Source organism: Pseudomonas taetrolens, from assembly GCF_900475285.1.
Classification (GTDB): Bacteria; Pseudomonadota; Gammaproteobacteria; order Pseudomonadales; family Pseudomonadaceae; genus Aquipseudomonas; species Aquipseudomonas taetrolens.
The window spans coordinates 3,167,128-3,185,569 of sequence record NZ_LS483370.1; the positions used below are offsets into that span (position 1 = coordinate 3,167,128).

Here is an 18,442-nt window from a genome sequence, read left to right on the forward strand (position 1 = left end):
ATTACCCCATAAAGCCCTGAAGCTTGAGTTCAATGGAGCGCGGGTTTTCGCCTTCGGCAATCGACAGGATGCCTTCGAGCAGCATCTCGCGGTACAACGCCTGGCGCCGGGCAATCGATTTGAGCTTGCTGGCCACCGGCAACAACACCAGGTTGGCACTGGCCACGCCATAGATGGTCGCGACAAAGGCCACCGCAATGCCGCTGCCCAGCTGGCCGGGGTCCGCCAGGTTGCCCATCACATGGATCAAGCCCATCACCGCCCCGATAATGCCAATGGTCGGCGCATAGCCGCCCATGCTTTCAAACACTTTCGCAGCTTCAATGTCACGGCTTTCCTGGGTCAGGAAGTCGACTTCCAGGATGCTCCGGATAACCTCCGGCTCCATGCCATCGACCAGCAACTGCAAGCCTTTGCGCGCGTAGTTGTCCGGCTCGCTATCGGCCACGCCTTCGAGACCCAGCAGGCCTTCCTTGCGGGCCGTCAGGCTCCAGTTGACAACACGGTCAATGCCGCCCGCCAGATCGATATGCGGCGGGAACAGAATCCACACCACGGTTTGCATCGCCCGCTTGAACGCACTCATTGGCGACTGCAACAACGCCGCGCCCACCGTGCCACCCAGCACGATCAGCGCCGCCGGGCCATTGACCAGGGCGCCGAGGTGGCCGCCTTCGAGGTAGTTGCCGCCGATAATCGCGACAAAAGCCATGATGATGCCGATCAGGCTGAGCACATCCATCAGTGGCAGGCCTCGACCAGGTATTTGCCCATATCGTCGAGGCTGTACACCGCATCCGCGAGGCCGGCTTTAACGATGGCCATCGGCATGCCGTAAATCACGCAGCTGGCTTCGTCCTGAGCCCATACATGGCTGCCACTTTGCTTGAGCAGGCGCGCACCTTCCCGGCCGTCCGCGCCCATGCCGGTGAGGACCAGCGCCAAAACTTTGTCACCATAGGACTTGGCTGCGGAACCAAAGGTAATGTCTACGCACGGCTTGTAGTTCAACCGCTCGTCACCCGGCAGGATACACACCGTACCACGGCCATCGATCATCATCTGCTTGCCGCCCGGGGCCAGCAGGGCCAGGCCCGGACGCAGGACATCGCCGTCCTCGGCCTCTTTGACACTGATCCGGCAGAGCTTGTCGAGACGTTCGGCAAACGCCTTGGTGAACGCCGCCGGCATGTGCTGCACCAGCACGATGGGGGCCGGAAAGTGCCCGGGCAACTGAGTCAATACGCGCTGCAAAGCCACCGGGCCGCCGGTCGAGGTACCAATGGCCACCAGTTTGTAAGCCTTGCGCTTCGGCGCCGCAGACGTCGTCACCGGGGCCGGTGCCGTGCGACTGGCAATCGGGGTCGTGCGAACGGGCGACGGGCTGGCACTGGGCACCCGTGGCGTTGGCAGCGGGGTCGAGAGCTGGGGGGCTGGCGCGCTGTAGCTGGACGAGCGACGGTTGCTGCGGGAAATGCTGTGGACTTTCTCACACAGCAGTTGCTTGACCTTCTCCGGGTTACGCGAGATGTCCTCGAAGTTTTTCGGCAGGAAATCCACCGCCCCTGCATCCAGCGCATCCAGGGTTACCCGGGCCCCTTCGTGAGTCAGCGAGGAGAACATCAACACCGGGGTCGGACAGCGCTGCATGATATGACGCACCGCTGTGATGCCGTCCATCAATGGCATCTCGTAGTCCATGGTGATCACATCGGGCCTGAGCGCCAGAGCCTGGTCTATCGCTTCCTTGCCATTGGTGGCAGTGCCGATCACTTGAATCGTCGGATCGGCCGACAGAATTTCCGAGACGCGGCGGCGGAAAAAACCGGAATCATCCACCACCAGGACCTTGACTACCATAAACACTCCGTTAGACAGCGCACGGCGAAAATGCCCTGCGCCGCCAGAATCAAATACGCCGTGCGGCGTAGTGCTTGAGCATGCTCGGCACATCCAGGATCAAGGCAATACGGCCATCACCGGTGATGGTGGCGCCCGACATGCCCGGCGTACCCTGAAGCATTTTGCCCAACGGCTTGATGACCACCTCTTCCTGACCGACCAACTGATCGACCACGAAACCGATGCGCTGGGTGCCCACCGACAGAATCACCACATGCCCTTCGCGCTGTTCTTCATGGGCCGCAGACGCCACCAGCCAGCGCTTGAGGTAGAACAGCGGCAATGCCTTGTCGCGCACGATCACCACTTCCTGACCGTCGACCACATTGGTACGTGACAGGTCGAGGTGGAAAATCTCGTTGACGTTGACCAGCGGGAAGGCAAACGCCTGGTTGCCCAGCATCACCATCAGGGTCGGCATGATTGCCAGGGTCAGCGGCACCTTGATCACGATTTTCGAACCCTGGCCCAGGGTCGAATGAATACTCAGCGAACCATTGAGCTGGGCGATTTTGGTTTTCACCACGTCCATGCCCACACCCCGTCCGGACACGTCGCTGATCTCGGTCTTGGTCGAAAACCCCGGGGCGAAGATCAGGTTGTAGCAATCGGATTCACTCAGGCGATCAGCAGCGTCCTTGTCCATCAGGCCTTTTTTCACCGCGATGGCCCGCAGGACATTGGCATCCATGCCTTTGCCGTCATCGGAGATCGACAACAGAATATGGTCGCCTTCCTGTTCGGCCGACAGGATCACCCGACCGCCACGCGGCTTGCCCGCGGCTTCACGTTCTTGCGGGGTTTCAATGCCGTGATCGACAGCGTTGCGCACCAAGTGCACCAGAGGATCGGCCAGCGCCTCGACCAGATTCTTGTCGAGGTCGGTCTCTTCGCCGACCAGTTCCAGGCTGATTTCTTTATTCAGCTGACGCGCCAGATCCCGCACCAGTCGCGGGAAGCGACCGAAGACTTTCTTGATCGGCTGCATGCGGGTCTTCATCACCGCGGTTTGCAGGTCGGCGGTCACCACGTCGAGGTTCGACAGCGCCTTGGCCATCGCTTCGTCACTGCTGTTGAGGCCCAGGCGCACCAAACGGTTACGCACCAGGACCAGCTCGCCGACCATGTTCATGATGTCGTCGAGTCGCGCGGTATCCACCCGAACCGTGGTTTCAGCCTCGGAGGCGACCGGTTTTTCTGCGCCAGCGGACGGACGCGTCGGCGCCGGAGCAGGCCTGGCGGCGGTTTTTTTCGGTTGCGGTGTGACCAGCGCTTCCACCGCAGGCGCTACAGCGACGGCAGCCGAGTCGGCCGAGAACTTGCCCTTGCCATGCAGCTCATCGAGCAAGGCCTCAAACTCATGATCACTGATCAGGTCCGGATGGCTGGCAGCTTCAGGCGCTGCGGATGGCGCGGCAACCGTGGCCGAGACGGCAGCCTCGGTGACAGGTACGGCGGATGCCTGCAGCGCATCGCTGCTGAATGCACCTTTGCCATGCAACTGATCCAGTAACGCTTCAAACTCATCGTCAGTGATTTCATTGCCAGTTTCGGCGGGCTCTACAGCGGCGGCAGGTACCGCATCGGGTACCGTGTCCGCCACGGTGTCCGCAGAGAAACGCCCCTTGCCGTGCAACTGATCGAGCAGCGACTCGAACTCGGCATCGCTGATGTCATCACTGGCGGCGATGGCCGGGGCATCGGCCTTGATTGCATTCAACGAGTCCAGAAGCAACTCGAACTCGTCATCGGTGATATCGCTGCTGTCGCTGGTCACAGCCGCTGCGGGTTGCGGTTCAGGCACCACCAGCGCTGCAGGTTCTGCCAGGCGCGCCAGTGCCGCCAGCAACTCGGGCGTTGCCGCCGTGACCGGGCTGCGCTCGCGCACTTGGGTGAACATGCCATTGACGGCGTCCAGCGCTTCCAGCACCACGTCCATCAATTCCGAGTCGACCTTGCGCTCACCCTTGCGCAGGATGTCGAAAACGTTCTCGGCAATGTGGCAGCACTCCACCAGCTCATGCAGCTGCAAAAAGCCGGCGCCCCCTTTTACAGTGTGAAAACCGCGAAAGATTGCATTGAGCAAATCCGCATCGTCCGGTCGGCTTTCCAGCTCAACCAGTTGTTCGGACAACAGCTCTAGAATCTCGCCGGCTTCAACCAGGAAATCCTGAAGGATTTCTTCATCGGCGCCGAAGCTCATGTATGTGCTCCTTGAAGTAGGTCTGTGCGACGCCGTCGGACAACAGCGCCCGCGCGCCAACTCAAGACCTAGAAACCTAAACTGGACAGCAAATCGTCTACATCATCCTGACCGGATACGACGTCATTACGCTTATCGGCATGAATCTGCGGACCTTCACCCTTCGCTTGGTTTTTTTGCGAATTATTTTCAGCGCGCAGGGCTTCACGGTCATGTTCGATCCCTGCGAAGCGATCGACCTGGCTCGCCATGAGCACCAGCTTGAGCAGATTGCTTTCGACATCCGTGACCAGTTGCGTCACCCGTTTGATCACTTGACCGGTGAGATCCTGGTAATCCTGGGCCAGCATGATGTCGGTGAGATGAGCGGACACCACCTGATTGTCGCGATCACTGCGCGTCAGAAAACTGTCAACCCGGCGCGCCAGCTCACGAAACTCTTCAGCACCGATCTCGCGCCGCATAAAGCGTCCCCAGTCAGCACTCAGGGCTTTGGCTTCCTGCCCCTGGCCGTTGACCAGTGGCGTGCAGTGTTCAACCAGGTCCATGGTTCGATTGGCAGCCGCTTCCGTCAGGCGCACAACATAAGCCAAACGCTCAGTGGCATCCGTGATCTGCGACACTTCTTCAGCTTGCGGCACCGTCGGGTCAATATGAAAGTTGACGATGGCACTGTGCAATTCACGGGTCAGCTTGCCGACTTCCCGATACAGTCCGCGGTCGCGGGTCTGGTTCAGTTCATGAATCAGTTGCACCGCATCGCCGAACTGGCCGTTTTCAAGGCTTTCGACCAATTCCCGTGCATGTTTTTTCAGGGTCGACTCAAACTCGCCCAATGTAGATTCTTGCTGCTCCATAACGCCCCCGAGGCAAACCGATCAGCCGATGCGATCAAAGATTTTTTCAATCTTGTCTTTGAGTGCGATCGCCGTGAACGGCTTGACCACATAGCCATTAACCCCGGCCTGGGCGGCTTCGATGATCTGTTCACGCTTGGCTTCGGCGGTCACCATCAGCACAGGCAAATGCTTGAGCTTTTCGTCGGCCCGCACGTGGCGCAGTAACTCGATACCGGTCATGCCCGGCATGTTCCAGTCCGTCACCAAAAAGTCGATGTGACCCTGGTTAAGGAGCGGCAGCGCGGTAATACCGTCATCTGCCTCGACCGTGTTGGTGAACCCGAGGTCACGCAACAGGTTTTTGATGATCCGCCGCATCGTTGAAAAATCATCAACGATGAGGATTTTCATGTTCTTGTCCAATTCGACCTCCAAGCAGTTTTAAACGCGCCCAGCCTGTGAGCGCGCCATTCAATCAATTCGGTTAATACGTCTCAGAACCTGCAGGAGCGAGCTTGCTCGCGATGAGGCCGCGTAAACCGCATCGCGAGCAAGCTCGCCCCTACAGGGGGCCTATGCGATCAGTGTGCTCGCCACTGGGCCAGACGTGCGCGCAATCGTGCGGCGCACTGGCTGTGCAGCTGGCTGACCCGCGATTCGCTCACCCCCAGCACCTCGCCGATTTCTTTGAGGTTCAGTTCTTCGTCGTAATACAGCGCCAGTACCAGGCGCTCACGCTCCGGCAAATTGGCGATGGCGTCGGCGAGCGCCGTCTGAAACCGCTGGTCTTCCAGATCCCGCGAAGGCCCGAGTTGAGCGCTCGCGCCATCCTCGTGCAGCCCTTCGTGTTCACCGTCCTGCAGCAGGTCGTCAAAACTGAACAGGCGACTGCCCAGGGTGTCATTCAAAATCGCGTAATAATCATCAAGGCTTAACTGGAGTTCGGCCGCAACTTCATGATCTTTAGCGTCACAGCCGGTTTTTGCTTCAATTACCCGAATGGCGTCACTGACCATACGGGTATTGCGGTGCACCGAGCGCGGTGCCCAGTCACCCTTGCGCACTTCGTCGAGCATCGCGCCACGAATGCGGATCCCCGCATAGGTCTCGAAACTCGCGCCTTTGGTTGCGTCGTATTTGGTCGACACTTCAAGCAGGCCGATCATCCCCGCCTGAATCAGGTCATCCACCTGCACGCTGGCAGGCAAGCGCGCCAGCAGGTGATACGCAATGCGCTTGACCAGCGGCGCATAGCGCTCGATCAGCTCATACTGGCTGTCGCGTGACGACTTGCTGTACATGCGATAACCGCTGGCCGTCATCAGATCCGCCCCCCACCCTGGCGCACCAGACGCTCAACAAAAAATTCCATGTGCCCACGGGGGTTGGCCGGCAATGGCCAGGTATCGACTTTCTGCGCAATGGCCTTGAACGCCAGCGAGCATTTGGAGCGCGGGAATGCTTCGTAGACAGCCCGCTGTTTTTGCACCGCCTTGCGCACGCATTCGTCGTAGGGCACGGCGCCTACGTATTGCAGGGCCACATCGAGAAAACGGTCAGTGACCTTGGTCAGTTTGGCGAACAGGTTGCGACCCTCCTGCGGGCTTTGGGCCATGTTTGCCAGCACGCGAAAGCGGTTCATGCCGTAATCACGATTCAGCAGCTTGATCAAGGCATAGGCATCGGTGATCGACGTCGGCTCGTCGCACACCACCAGCAGCACTTCCTGAGCGGCGCGCACGAAGCTCACCACCGACTCGCCGATCCCGGCCGCCGTGTCGATCACCAGTACGTCCAGATTGTCGCCCAGGTCGCTGAACGCCTGAATCAGGCCGGCGTGTTGCGCCGGGCTTAAATGAACCATGCTCTGGGTGCCTGAGGCCGCCGGCACAATGCGAATCCCGCCAGGGCCTTGCACCAATACGTCACGCAGCTCGCAACGCCCCTCGACCACATCGGCCAGGGTAAATTTGGGCGTCAGTCCGAGCAGGACATCAACATTCGCCAACCCAAGGTCAGCGTCCATCAACATGACGCGCCTGCCCAACTCGGCCAGCGCGATGGACAAGTTGACTGACACGTTAGTTTTACCGACGCCACCCTTGCCGCCGGTCACTGCGATAACCTGTACGGGATGCATGCTGCCCATGATCTTTCTTTACCTTGTCTTACTTAGGCGCGGCTACATAGGTTGGCTGCGCGTTCCCCAGCGGAACAACACCTTGCAGACCATCAATGTAGGTACATTGCAACGTAATCGTAGCTAACTCAGCCGACCCGCTTGGGGGGGCTGTGATAGATATCAGCGAACATATCGGCCATGGCCTCTTCGCTGGGTTCTTCCTGCATTTGCACACTGACTGCACGACTCACCAACTGGTGACGCCGCGGCAGGTGAAGGTCATCGGGGATACGAGGACCGTCCGTGAGGTAGGCCACCGGCAACTCGTGACCGATGGCCAGACTCAACACCTCACCCAGGCTTGCCGTTTCATCCAGCTTGGTCAGGATGCACCCGGCCAGCCCGCAACGCTTGTAGCTCAGGTACGCGGCCGCCAGTACTTGCTTCTGACTGGTGGTGGCCAATACCAGATAATTTCTCGCCTTGATGCCGCGCCCCGCCAGGCTCTCCAGTTGCAACCGCAGCGCCGGGTCGCTGGCCTGCAGGCCGGCGGTATCCACCAGTACCACGCGCTTGCGTTCCAGCGGTTCGAGCGTCTGACCCAACGACTGGCCAGGCGCTACATGGGTCACGGATACATTCAAGATACGCCCCAGGGTCTTGAGCTGCTCCTGGGCACCGATCCGGAAACTGTCCATGCTCACCAGCGCGATATGCTGCGCGCCGTACTTGAGTACATAACGCGCCGCCAGCTTGGCCAGCGTCGTGGTTTTGCCCATGCCCGCGGGGCCGACCATCGCAATCACCCCGCCCTCTTCCAGCGGCTCAAGCTCCGGCGTGATAATCATCCGTGCCAGGTGCGCCAACAACATGCGCCAGGCCTGGCGCGGCTCCTGGATGCCCACCACTTGCGCCAGCAGATCCCGCGACAGCGGCCCGGACAAACCGATGCGCTGCAGTCGGCGCCATAAATTGGCCTGCTCGGGCATGCTTCCCTGGAGCTGATTCCAGGCCAGCGAACCCAATTGCACTTCCAGCAACTCCCGCAACCCGGAGAGTTCGGAGCGCATGGTGTCGAACGCATGCTGATCCATCGATTGCATGACCACCGGCGCCGGGCGCAGCGGTTCGACCGGGACCGGCTCAATCAACGGTTCGGCGGCGGTCAGCGGCAAACCGGCAAACAGCTGACGGCTGCCCTCGGCATCGCCCTCACCGCGCAGACTCAGTTCGGCCTGGGCCGAAACAATCCGTGACTGGGTCTTGCGCAGCTCTTCTTCAAGTTCAATGTTTGGCACCCGGGGTGCCAGCGCGGACAGCTTGTAATCCAGGGCCGCGGTCAATTCCACGCCCCCGGCAATCCGGCGGTTACCAATAATGGCGGCATCTGCCCCCAACTCATCACGTATCAGCTTCATGGCCTGACGCATGTCGGCGGCGAAAAATCGCTTCACTTGCATAAATCAAACCCTCAGCCGTTAGGGCCTACTGTCGCGACGATCGTGACTTGCTTGTTGTCAGGAATTTCCTGGTACGCCAGCACATGCAGGTTCGGCACCGCCAAACGGCCAAACCGCGAAAGCATTGCGCGTACCGGACTTGCCACCAGCAAGATCACCGGGTTGCCTTGCATCTCCTGACGCTGAGCCGCATCGATCAACGAACGCTGGAGCTTTTCAGCCATGCTCGGCTCCAGCAAAACACCTTCATCCTGGCCTTGTCCGGCCTTCTGCAAACTATTGAGCAATATTTGTTCCAACCTTGGCTCCAAGGTGATCACAGGCAGCTCGGACTCAACACCTACAATGCTTTGCACGATTGCGCGGGACAGCCCGACCCGCACCGCCGCGACCAAAGCGGCAGTATCTTGACTCTTATGGGCATTATTGGCGATCGCCTCGGCAATGCTGCGAATATCACGCACCGGCACCTGCTCGGCCAACAAGGCCTGCAACACCTTGAGCAACTGCGAGAGGCTCAACACCCCGGGCACCAACTCTTCAGCCAGCTTGGGGGAAGCCTTGGCCAGCAACTGCATCAACTGCTGCACTTCTTCATGACCGATCAGTTCATGGGAGTGTTTGTACAGAATCTGATTCAAGTGGGTCGCCACCACCGTACTGGCATCCACTACGGTATAGCCCAGCGATTGCGCCTGACTGCGCTGGCTGACCTCAATCCACACAGCTTCCAGACCAAAGGCCGGATCTTTGGTGGTAATGCCGTTCAACGTACCGAATACCTGCCCTGGATTGATCGCCAACTCCCGGTCCGGGTAAATCTCGGCCTCGGCCAGAATCACCCCCATCAGGGTCAGCCGATAGGCGCTGGGTGCGAGGTCGAGGTTGTCGCGGATATGCACGGTGGGCATCAAAAAGCCCAGGTCCTGAGACAGCTTTTTGCGCACGCCCTTGATCCGCGCCAGCAACTGGCCGCTCTGATTGCGATCCACCAGCGGGATCAGGCGGTAACCCACTTCCAGGCCAATCATGTCGATCGGCGTCACGTCATCCCAGCCCAGCTCCTTGGTTTCCAGGGCTCGGGCCGGAGACGGCAGCAACTCTTGCTGGCGCTGCACCTCTTGCAGGGCCTGCGACTTGACCACGGCCTGTTTTTTCCACATCAGGTACGCCACGCCGCCGGCCACTGCGGCCAGGCTCAGGAAGGAAAAATGCGGCATGCCCGGCACAATCCCCATCACCGCCATCAAACCGGCGGATACCGCCAGCGCCTTGGGCGAGGCGAACATCTGCCGATTGATTTGCTTGCCCATGTCTTCAGAGCCTGAAGCCCGGGTGACCATGATCGCGGCGGCCGTCGACAGCAGCAGCGAGGGCAACTGCGCCACCAAACCGTCACCGATGGTCAGCAAGGCGTAGACCTTGCCGGCTTCGCTGAAGCTCATGCCGTGCTGGAAGATACCCACGGCCATACCGCCGATCAGGTTGATGAACAGAATCAGCAAGCCGGCGATGGCATCCCCGCGCACGAATTTGCTGGCACCGTCCATGGAGCCATAGAACTCCGCCTCCTGGGCCACTTCCTGACGGCGCAGCTTGGCCTGGTTCTGATCGATAAGGCCGGCATTGAGGTCCGCGTCGATCGCCATTTGCTTGCCGGGCATGGCATCGAGGGTAAAGCGCGCACTCACCTCGGAAATGCGCCCGGCACCTTTGGTCACCACCACAAAGTTGATGATCATCAGGATGGCGAACACCACGATGCCGACCACGTAGTTACCGCCGATCACCACCTCGCCGAAGGCCTGGATCACCTTGCCCGCCGCCGCGTGACCCTCTTGCCCGTGGAGCATCACCACCCGGGTCGACGCCACGTTCAGCGCCAGGCGCATCAGGGTCGCCACCAGCAAAATGGTCGGAAACACCGCGAAGTCCAGCGGACGCAAGGCGTACACGCACACCAGCAGCACCACAATCGACAGCGCGATGTTGAAGGTGAAAAACACATCCAGCAAAAATGCAGGGATGGGCAACATCATCATCGCCAGCATCACCAACAGCAACAACGGCACACCCAACTGCCCCTGACCCAATCCGGCCAGACCGTTGCGTGCGGTGTTGATTAACTGAGAGCGATCCAATGACATTGCGAGAAACCTTTAGCAAACTTTTGACGCCATACGCGCCACAAAGCCTGCTTGTGCAAGAAGCCTTCCAACTCTCTGTTTGCTCTAAAAATCATTCGATTAAGATGGCGAAGCAGGCGGGATGCTGCCCGGACGTCGCCTCGTTTCACTCGACAACTGCTACAAGCATTCTGTAGCAGCAGACGAGCAGAGCGAGGCCGCGTCCGGCGGTTACGAAAACGCGGTCAGTTCCAGTGCCACTCACCCAGGTCGATCACCAGGCACGCATTGCTGCTGGACTCAAATGCCACATCGATCCTGCGATTGGGCTCGTAATGCGGCGAGCCGCGTCCACCGATCAGGATCTCGCCGCATCGCTCGTCCCACTCGCCCGCGCCACCCTGCCATATCGGCACATTGGCCAGCCGCAACTGGCGCAGCAGCTTGTACAAAATAAAGCTGCGCACACAACGTCCATTGATGCCTTCAAAACTCAATGATTTGCGCAGGAATCCCAGGATCGAATCACGCTCCTGATGGCAACGCGACATGATTGCCTCGTAGTACTGCGCCCGACCGCTGCTTTCGGGCACCGTCGGTAGCGCAATCAATGCCAGCAGGTTGGTGCATTCATTGCCAAAGCCAATAATGTGCGAACCCTGTAGCTGATCCAGCCAGAAAATCGCAAATGTGCCGTCCAGCACCGGGAAGGTGGTGAACGGGCTCTCAAGATCGACGCACGCGATATCGCGCGAGTCGCTCAGCGCATAAGTGCTGGCAGAGCCTTGAGGAATAAGGGTTAACTCGATGGACATCGCGCATCTCCATTGCAGGCACGAAGCTTCATGACTCTCGGCCTTCTCAAGTTAAGCAGATTTACGCAAAGCCACTACTGATAACAAGCGCCGCAGCCATGCCGCCTTACTCATCACGTCGCAGGTCAGGCGGGATCGGCAGGTCTTTCAGTGGGTCCGGGCGTTTGCCGCGGCCGGCCTGGTGCTGACGAATCTGGTACACGTAGGCCAATACCTGGGCCACGGCCAGGTACAACCCGGCGGGGATTTCCTGCTCTAGCTCAGTGGAATAGTAGATCGAGCGCGCCAATGCAGGGGACTCAAGCAACAGGACGTTGTGCTCCTTACCGATCTCACGGATTTTCAGCGCCAGGAAGTCGCTGCCCTTGGCCAGCAACATCGGCGCCCCACCCTCTTGCGGGTCGTACTTGAGGGCGACGGCGTAGTGCGTCGGGTTGGTGATGATCACATCGGCATCGGGGATTGCCGCCATCATCCGCCGCTGGGACATGTCGCGCTGAAGCTGACGGATCCGCTGCTTGACCTCGGGTCGGCCTTCCTGATCCTTGTGCTCGTCGCGCACTTCCTGCTTGGTCATCAGCAGCTTCTGATGGCTTTCCCACAGCTGCACCGGCACGTCGACCGCAGCGATCAGGATCAGCCCGCAGGCCATCCACAAAGCACTCCAGCCCACCACTTGCAGGCTATGGATCACCGCCAGCTCCAGCGGTTCGTGAGCAATGCGCAACAGGTCGTCGATGTCGGACTTCAAGACCAGCAGCGCGACGATCAAGATGATGAAAAACTTGGCCAATGCCTTGAGCAGCTCTACCAGCGCCTTGGTCGAGAACATGCGCTTGATCCCGGCGGCCGGGTTCATGCGACTGAATTTCGGGGCCAGGCTGCCCGCAGCAAACAACCAGCCGCCAAGCGAAATGGGACCGACCAGCGCGGCAATCAACAAGGTGATCAACACCGGCTGCACAGCCAGCAGTGCGATTTTTCCGGAGTGCAGCAGGAAAATACCCATGGAGTCGGTATTAAGCAGCACTTCGCGGCTCAGGCTGAAGTTGTAGCGCATCAACGCCATGAGGTCCTGAGCGAGGGCGCCACCAAAAATCAACAGCCCCGCCGATCCGGCGAGCATGATTGCCAGCGTGTTAAGTTCTTTGGAGCGCGCTATTTCACCCTTTTCTCTGGAGTCCTTTTTTCGTTTCTCCGTGGGGTCTTCTGTTTTGTCGGCACCGCTTTCACTTTCTGCCATCGCTACCGTGCTCGCGCCAGCTCACGTAAAAACTGCAAGGCCTGTGAGGCCAGCGGTTGATACTGATTGAGAATGTCAGCCAGGCCGATCCACAGGATCACCATGCCCAGCACCAGCGTCAGCGGAAAGCCGATCGCGAAGATATTCAGTTGCGGCGCCGCCCGGGTCATGACGCCAAAGGCGATGTTGACCACCAGCAACGCGGTGATGGCCGGCAATACCAGCAACAGCGCAGCCCCGAGCACCCAGCCCATTTTGTTGGCGATTTCCCAGTAGTGATTCGACAGCAACCCGCCGCCGACCGGTAACGTGGTGAAGCTTTCGGTTATCACCTCGAACACCACCAGGTGGCCATTCATCGACAAAAACAGCAAGGTCACCAGCATGGTGAAGAATTGCCCGATCACCGCCACATTGACCCCGTTGGCCGGGTCGACCATGGACGCGAAGCCCATGCCCATCTGGATCGCGACAATTTGCCCGGCCACCACGAAAGCCTGGAAGAACAGCTGCAACGAAAAGCCCAGCAGCGCACCGATGATGATTTGCTCGGCAATCAGCAGCAGCCCGCTCAAATCCAGAGCGTTGACGGTGGGCATCGGCGGCAGGCTCGGCATGATCGCCAGGGTGATGGCCAGGGACAAAAACAGCTTGATGCGCTTGGGCACCAGCGTCGTACCAATAATCGGCATGGTGGTCAGCAACGCGCCCACCCGGAACAGCGGCAGCATAAAGCTGGCGACCCAGGTGCTGATCTGTGCGTCAGTCAGGGCGAGCAGAGACATTTAACCGATCAACTGCGGAATACTGCCGTACAACTGCAGGATGTACTCCATGAAGGTTTGCACCAGCCAGGGCCCGGCCACAATCAGGGTTACCAGCATCACCAGCAAACGCGGCAAAAAGCTCAGGGTCTGTTCGTTGATCTGGGTAGCGGCCTGAAACATCGCCACCAGCAGGCCCACCAGCAAACTGGGCACCACCAGCACGGCCACCATGAGGGTGGTCAGCCACAAGGCACCGCGAAACAGGTCAACAGCCACTTCAGGGGTCATTGCGCATTACTCCCGGTCATGGCGTCACACCCCGCCGAAGCTGCTGGCCAAGGTGCCGATAATCAGCGCCCAGCCATCCACCAGCACAAACAGCATGATCTTGAACGGCAACGAGATAATCAGCGGCGACAGCATCATCATGCCCATCGCCATCAGCACACTGGCGACCACCAGGTCGATGATCAGGAACGGGATGAAGATCATGAAGCCGATCTGGAAGGCAGTTTTCAGCTCCGACGTCACGAACGCCGGCACCAGAATGGTCAAGGGGGCGGCGTCCGGAGTGGCAATGTCGGTGCGCTTTGACAGCCGCATGAACAGCTCCAGGTCACTGGTCCGGGTTTGCGCCAGCATGAAATCCTTGATCGGCACTTCGGCCTTGAGGATCGCCTCCTGGGCCGAGAGCTTTTCGGCGAGATACGGCTGCAAGGCGTTTTCGTTCACCTTGTCGAACACCGGCGCCATGATGAACATCGTCAGAAACAGCGCCATGCCGGTCAGGATCTGGTTCGACGGCGTTTGTTGCAAACCCAGGGCCTGACGCAAGATCGAGAACACGATGATGATGCGGGTAAAGCTGGTCATCAGCATCACGAACGCCGGAATAAAACTCAGCGCCGTCATGATCAGCAAAATCTGCAGGCTGACCGAATACTCCTGCTGGCCGTTGGCGCCGGTGCCCAGGGTGATCGCCGGAATCGACAGCGGATCCGCCCCTAGCGCCATGGGCGCAACCAACGCCAATAACAGCGCAACCACTAAACGCATTACGGCTTGTCCTTTTGCTGACCCAACACGTCCATCAAACGCTTGGCAAACTCCGAGGTGGCCGCAGGTGCGCCCTGTGGTACCGGCACCGGCTCCTTGAGCACGTGCAACGGGGTGATCCGTCCCGGGGTGAGCCCCAGCAGAATTTGCTCGTTGCCCACCTGGACCAGCACCAGCCGATCACGAGCACCCAGCGCCCGCGAACTGATCAGCTCGATCACTTGGCCGCCCTGGCGCGCGCCCGTCTGCTGCACCCGACGCAACAGCCAGGCCAGGGCGAAAATCAGCCCCAGCACCAGCAACAGGCCCAGCACCAGTTGTGTCAGTTGTGCCCCCACGCCCGTACCGGCCACGACGACCGGGGCAGCCGCGGCCGCGCCGGTGGCCAGCGGCTCGGCCGCCAGCACACTGAAGGGTAACGCCAGTAAACCGCCAAGAATCCGCTTCACTTAGCGCAGCTTCTTGATGCGTTCGCTTGGACTGATCACGTCAGTCAGGCGGATGCCGAACTTTTCATTGACCACCACCACTTCGCCGTGGGCAATCAGGGTGCCGTTGACCAGCACGTCCAGCGGCTCTCCGGCCAGGCGATCGAGTTCGATCACCGAACCCTGGTTGAGTTGCAGCAGGTTGCGGATGTTAATCTCGGTGCTGCCCACTTCCATGGAGATGGACACCGGGATATCCAGAATCACATCCAGGTTGGGGCCTTCCAGCGAGACGGGTTCGTTATTGCGCGGTACGCTGCCGAATTCTTCCATCGGCAAACGGCTGGAGGCCGGTTTTTTCGCCGCGTCGGCTGCCAGCAACGCGTCGATGTCTGCCTGGCCGACATCACCGGTTTCTTCCAGAGCCGCCGCCCATTCGTCAGCCAGCGCCTGATCTTGCGCAGAAATTGTTTCGTGTTCGGTAGCCATCGGGTGTCCTCGGCGGGCAGTCAATCATTAGCACAGCAATGTTGTAGAAAGACCGACGCTCAGCGCCGGCCGATGGGCTCAACCACTTGCAACGCGAGGTTGCCTTTGTGCGAGCCCAGTTTGACCTTGAACGAAGGCACGCCATTGGCGCGCATGACCAGTTCGTCCTGCAGCTCGACCGGAATCACATCCCCGGGCTGCATGTGCAAGATGTCACGCAGGCGCAATTGACGCCGGGCCACGGTGGCACTGAGCGGCACACTGACGTCCAGCACGTCTTCGCGCAGCGCTTTGCTCCAGCGTTCGTCCTGATCGTCGAGGTCAGACTGGAAACCGGCATCGAGCATTTCGCGCACCGGCTCGATCATCGAATACGGCATGGTCACGTGCAGGTCGCCGCCCCCGCCATCGAGTTCGATGTGGAAGGTAGACACCACGATCGCTTCACTGGGGCCGACGATATTGGCCATGGCCGGGTTCACTTCCGAGTTGATGTACTCGAAATTGACTTCCATGATCGCTTGCCAGGCTTCTTTCAAATCGATGAAGGCCTGCTCCAGCACCATGCGCACCACCCGCAACTCGGTGGGGGTGAATTCACGACCTTCGATCTTGGCATGACGGCCGTCACCACCAAAGAAATTGTCCACCAGCTTGAACACCAGCTTGGCGTCGAGAATGAACAGCGCCGTGCCACGCAACGGCTTGATCTTGACCAGATTTAGGCTGGTGGGCACATACAGCGAGTGCACGTACTCACCAAACTTCATCACCTGTACCCCGCCCACGGCCACGTCTGCGGAGCGGCGCAGCATGTTGAACATGCTGATGCGGGTGTAGCGAGCGAAGCGCTCGTTGATCATCTCCAGGGTCGGCATGCGGCCCCGGACAATGCGGTCCTGACTGGTCAGGTCATAACTTTTGACACTGCCGGGTTCGACAGCGGTTTCGGCCTGTACCAGACCGTCGTCGACACCATGCAACAGCGCGTCGATCTCATCCTGGGACAGCAGGTCTTGCACGGCCATGTCGTGATCCTACTGCAATACAAAGTTAGTAAAGAGCACCTGGTCGATAACCACTTTGCCGAGTTCTTTTTGCGCCACGGCCTGCACGCTGGCAGTCGCTTTCTGGCGCAAGATTTCCTGGCCCACCGGCGTTGCCAGATCGTCAAAGGCCTGGCCAGAGAACAGCATCACCAAATTATTGCGAATCACCGGCATATGCACTTTAAGGGCATTGAGGTCCGCGGCATCACGCGCTTGCAAGGTCATGCTCACTTGCATGTAGCGCTGGCGGCCATTGGCGTTGTAATTGACCACAAAGGCCGGAGCCATCGCCTCATAAATGGCGGCGGGCTTGATGCCGGACTCAACCACAGGTGCCGATTCAGTTTTCGGGGTGTGCATGACATACCAGGTCGCGCCCACGGAAAGGCCTACCGCCAACAGCAGGGCTACGGCGATCAGAATAATCAGCTTGAGCTTGCCTTTGCCTGCGGTGTCATTCACTGCGTCATTCGTCGCCATGCCAATAATCCGTCACTATTTGGTTTTCACAGGTGCGGGACTAGGCAGAGCAAGGGTTGTGCCAGAAGTGGCAGATGACACTGTAGATACTCTGTTGCCCGTCAAGCATCGCAGCCTTCGTGCCTCGGCAGCGGCTACGGGCTTTCGTCGCCGTCGTCGATTCAGGCGCTGGACTGCACGGGTTACGCGTAGTAATCCACGGCGCTGGAGCCCAGCACGATGCCTGGCGCTACCGCCTGGGCCGGGGCGATGTTCAGCTCGTCTTCGTGGCTGTTTTCAGGCCTGGCGCCACGGCGAGCCTGCTCCTGATGCTCCTGCTCCCGGCCCTGCCACTGACGCGACTGGTCGGACACGCTGACATCGACCTGCCCCATGCCCTGCTGGGCAAACATTTCACGCAGACGATGCATCTGGCTGTCCAGCGCCTCACGCACCCCGGCGTGACCACTGACGAAGTTGACCTGTGCCGCCTGGTCGGCACTGATATTGACCCGAATATCCAGACGGCCCAGTTCCGCAGGCTCCAGCTGGATATCCGCCGACTTGAGGTTGGCGCTGGACAGGTACATCACCCGATTGACCACTTCTTCAGACCAACCACTCTGATGCATGGCCAATGGCTGATTGACCGGCAGCGCATGGGTGGTTTTGGGCACCGCCGCCTGCGTCAGTGCCGCCAGGCGATTGGCAAAATCATCGACTCGGGTATCGCTGGAGGCATTCGCCAGATCCTTCAGCCCATCGTCAACCAGCCCTTTGAATGCCTTCTCCCCACCTTCCCCGCTGGTCGCGGCATCTGCTTGCGAGTCGACCAGCATGGCGATCCCGCTGGTCTGACCCTGAGCCGCAACCGGTGCATTGTCGGGGGTGCCGGGCTTGACAGACGCCTGACTGCTGGCCGAAACATGCCCGCCCTGCTCCATTGCCAGGCGTACCGCCGGCAGGTTGTCGAGGGGATCGGCTTCGGGATCGAATGTTTCATCCGTCACGGTGGGCGGCGGCACTGCCACGGCCAGCCATTGCGGCGCCTGGAGCTCGGGTTGCGGCGACACGCTGTCGGGCGGTGTATCGGTTACAGGCACCGTCGGTGTTTGCACAGCCCCCGGCGCCACAACACCCGCCTCATCCACGGAGGCGGCGGTGTCGGCATCCTGATCAGTGCCGGCCGTGCCCTTGCCGGCAGGCAAGGGCTTGCCGCTATCGGCAACGTCAGGTGACCTGTCTGCTGGCGCGTCCTTGCTCACCTCGACCTTGTGTGCAACGCCCCCAGACTTGCCCTCTGACGCCTTGGCATAAACCCGCGAAAAGTGCTCCGTCCCGGAACGGACGGGCTCGGCGGCCGGTGGCGCAGGGTTTGCCGCTGCTGACCGGGAGGCAGCAGAGGCAGGTGTCTGAAGCAGTGTTTGGGCAGCAAGGGGCATTGACAGGTCTCCGCTGTACGCTGGCTTAGGTACAGGTCAGAG

General features: G+C 59.9%; 19 protein-coding genes. All 19 read right to left on the reverse strand.

All coding sequences use genetic code 11. The features are described 5' to 3' along the window. Position 1 precedes the first annotated feature (1 nt). Positions 2-742, reverse strand: a complete 741-nt coding sequence (locus DQN55_RS14605) for a flagellar motor protein (protein ID WP_048383042.1) — start codon at positions 740-742, stop codon at positions 2-4. Beyond that, a complete protein-coding gene (locus DQN55_RS14610) occupies positions 742-1,860 on the reverse strand; it encodes a protein-glutamate methylesterase/protein-glutamine glutaminase (protein WP_048383041.1) in 1,119 nt (372 codons plus the stop codon). Before DQN55_RS14610 ends, DQN55_RS14605 begins: the two co-directional genes overlap by 1 nt. Positions 1,861-1,909: 49 nt before the next feature. Beyond that, positions 1,910-4,105 (reverse strand): chemotaxis protein CheA, encoded by a 2,196-nt coding sequence (locus tag DQN55_RS14615; protein WP_048383040.1) that lies wholly within the window; start codon positions 4,103-4,105, stop codon positions 1,910-1,912. Between the two features lie 68 nt (positions 4,106-4,173). Continuing rightward, positions 4,174-4,962, reverse strand: coding sequence for a protein phosphatase CheZ (locus DQN55_RS14620; protein ID WP_048383039.1), 789 nt, complete (start codon positions 4,960-4,962; stop codon positions 4,174-4,176). Between the two features lie 21 nt (positions 4,963-4,983). Continuing rightward, complete coding sequence (locus DQN55_RS14625; protein ID WP_162199358.1) at positions 4,984-5,355, reverse strand: chemotaxis response regulator CheY; 372 nt, start codon at positions 5,353-5,355, stop codon at positions 4,984-4,986. A 170-nt stretch (positions 5,356-5,525) separates the two neighbouring features. Continuing rightward, entirely contained in the window at positions 5,526-6,269 is a 744-nt protein-coding gene (fliA, locus tag DQN55_RS14630; RefSeq protein ID WP_231995695.1) for an RNA polymerase sigma factor FliA, read from the reverse strand. After that, positions 6,266-7,093, reverse strand: coding sequence for a flagellar synthesis regulator FleN (gene fleN / locus DQN55_RS14635; protein WP_048383036.1), 828 nt, complete (start codon positions 7,091-7,093; stop codon positions 6,266-6,268). Before fleN ends, fliA begins: the two co-directional genes overlap by 4 nt. Positions 7,094-7,212: 119 nt before the next feature. Beyond that, positions 7,213-8,526 carry a flagellar biosynthesis protein FlhF gene (gene flhF, locus DQN55_RS14640; RefSeq protein WP_048383035.1) on the reverse strand — a complete coding sequence of 438 codons (1,314 nt, stop codon included), beginning with the start codon at positions 8,524-8,526 and terminating at the stop codon, positions 7,213-7,215. A gap of 11 nt (positions 8,527-8,537) precedes the next feature. After that, positions 8,538-10,667, reverse strand: a complete 2,130-nt coding sequence (flhA, locus tag DQN55_RS14645; protein ID WP_048383222.1) for a flagellar biosynthesis protein FlhA — start codon at positions 10,665-10,667, stop codon at positions 8,538-8,540. 230 nt (positions 10,668-10,897) lie between these two features. Further along, positions 10,898-11,467, reverse strand: coding sequence for a hypothetical protein (locus DQN55_RS14650; protein ID WP_048383034.1), 570 nt, complete (start codon positions 11,465-11,467; stop codon positions 10,898-10,900). A 106-nt stretch (positions 11,468-11,573) separates the two neighbouring features. Next, complete coding sequence (gene flhB, locus DQN55_RS14655; RefSeq protein WP_048383033.1) at positions 11,574-12,710, reverse strand: flagellar biosynthesis protein FlhB; 1,137 nt, start codon at positions 12,708-12,710, stop codon at positions 11,574-11,576. 2 nt (positions 12,711-12,712) lie between these two features. Then, positions 12,713-13,495, reverse strand: coding sequence for a flagellar biosynthetic protein FliR (gene fliR / locus DQN55_RS14660; RefSeq protein WP_048383032.1), 783 nt, complete (start codon positions 13,493-13,495; stop codon positions 12,713-12,715). Further along, complete coding sequence (gene fliQ, locus DQN55_RS14665) at positions 13,496-13,765, reverse strand: flagellar biosynthesis protein FliQ (protein WP_048383031.1); 270 nt, start codon at positions 13,763-13,765, stop codon at positions 13,496-13,498. 24 nt (positions 13,766-13,789) lie between these two features. Further along, the gene (gene fliP / locus DQN55_RS14670) at positions 13,790-14,533 is read right to left on the reverse strand and encodes a flagellar type III secretion system pore protein FliP (RefSeq protein WP_048383030.1); all 744 of its coding nucleotides are present in this window, start codon (positions 14,531-14,533) and stop codon (positions 13,790-13,792) included. Then, positions 14,533-14,982, reverse strand: coding sequence for a flagellar biosynthetic protein FliO (fliO, locus tag DQN55_RS14675; protein ID WP_048383029.1), 450 nt, complete (start codon positions 14,980-14,982; stop codon positions 14,533-14,535). The genes fliP and fliO overlap by 1 nt, the downstream gene beginning before the upstream one ends. Beyond that, positions 14,983-15,450 carry a flagellar motor switch protein FliN gene (gene fliN, locus DQN55_RS14680; protein WP_048383028.1) on the reverse strand — a complete coding sequence of 156 codons (468 nt, stop codon included), beginning with the start codon at positions 15,448-15,450 and terminating at the stop codon, positions 14,983-14,985. A 59-nt stretch (positions 15,451-15,509) separates the two neighbouring features. Next, positions 15,510-16,478: a flagellar motor switch protein FliM gene (gene fliM / locus DQN55_RS14685; RefSeq protein ID WP_048383027.1), complete on the reverse strand. Its 969-nt coding sequence runs from the start codon at positions 16,476-16,478 to the stop codon at positions 15,510-15,512. Positions 16,479-16,487: 9 nt separating this feature from the next. Then, positions 16,488-16,979, reverse strand: a complete 492-nt coding sequence (gene fliL, locus DQN55_RS14690; protein WP_048383026.1) for a flagellar basal body-associated protein FliL — start codon at positions 16,977-16,979, stop codon at positions 16,488-16,490. 182 nt (positions 16,980-17,161) lie between these two features. Beyond that, the gene (locus DQN55_RS14695) at positions 17,162-18,400 is read right to left on the reverse strand and encodes a flagellar hook-length control protein FliK (protein ID WP_048383025.1); all 1,239 of its coding nucleotides are present in this window, start codon (positions 18,398-18,400) and stop codon (positions 17,162-17,164) included. Between the last annotated feature and the right edge of the window lie 42 nt (positions 18,401-18,442).

Excerpts from the sequence above, each read along its gene's own strand:
- fleN (WP_048383036.1), bottom strand. The coding sequence starts at position 7,093 with ATGGGCAGCATGCATCCCGTACAGGTTATCGCAGTGACCGGCGGCAAG.
- DQN55_RS14625 (WP_162199358.1), bottom strand. The coding sequence starts at position 5,355 with ATGAAAATCCTCATCGTTGATGATTTTTCAACGATGCGGCGGATCATC.
- fliQ (WP_048383031.1), bottom strand. The coding sequence starts at position 13,765 with ATGACCCCTGAAGTGGCTGTTGACCTGTTTCGCGGTGCCTTGTGGCTG.
- DQN55_RS14605 (WP_048383042.1), bottom strand. The coding sequence starts at position 742 with ATGGATGTGCTCAGCCTGATCGGCATCATCATGGCTTTTGTCGCGATT.
- fliL (WP_048383026.1), bottom strand. The coding sequence starts at position 16,979 with ATGGCGACGAATGACGCAGTGAATGACACCGCAGGCAAAGGCAAGCTC.
- DQN55_RS14610 (WP_048383041.1), bottom strand. The coding sequence starts at position 1,860 with ATGGTAGTCAAGGTCCTGGTGGTGGATGATTCCGGTTTTTTCCGCCGC.
- fliN (WP_048383028.1), bottom strand. The coding sequence starts at position 15,450 with ATGGCTACCGAACACGAAACAATTTCTGCGCAAGATCAGGCGCTGGCT.
- DQN55_RS14615 (WP_048383040.1), bottom strand. The coding sequence starts at position 4,105 with ATGAGCTTCGGCGCCGATGAAGAAATCCTTCAGGATTTCCTGGTTGAA.
- flhB (WP_048383033.1), bottom strand. The coding sequence starts at position 12,710 with ATGGCAGAAAGTGAAAGCGGTGCCGACAAAACAGAAGACCCCACGGAG.
- DQN55_RS14620 (WP_048383039.1), bottom strand. The coding sequence starts at position 4,962 with ATGGAGCAGCAAGAATCTACATTGGGCGAGTTTGAGTCGACCCTGAAA.
- fliP (WP_048383030.1), bottom strand. The coding sequence starts at position 14,533 with ATGCGTTTAGTGGTTGCGCTGTTATTGGCGTTGGTTGCGCCCATGGCG.
- fliR (WP_048383032.1), bottom strand. The coding sequence starts at position 13,495 with ATGTCTCTGCTCGCCCTGACTGACGCACAGATCAGCACCTGGGTCGCC.
- DQN55_RS14650 (WP_048383034.1), bottom strand. The coding sequence starts at position 11,467 with ATGTCCATCGAGTTAACCCTTATTCCTCAAGGCTCTGCCAGCACTTAT.
- DQN55_RS14695 (WP_048383025.1), bottom strand. The coding sequence starts at position 18,400 with ATGCCCCTTGCTGCCCAAACACTGCTTCAGACACCTGCCTCTGCTGCC.
- flhF (WP_048383035.1), bottom strand. The coding sequence starts at position 8,526 with ATGCAAGTGAAGCGATTTTTCGCCGCCGACATGCGTCAGGCCATGAAG.
- fliM (WP_048383027.1), bottom strand. The coding sequence starts at position 16,478 with ATGGCCGTGCAAGACCTGCTGTCCCAGGATGAGATCGACGCGCTGTTG.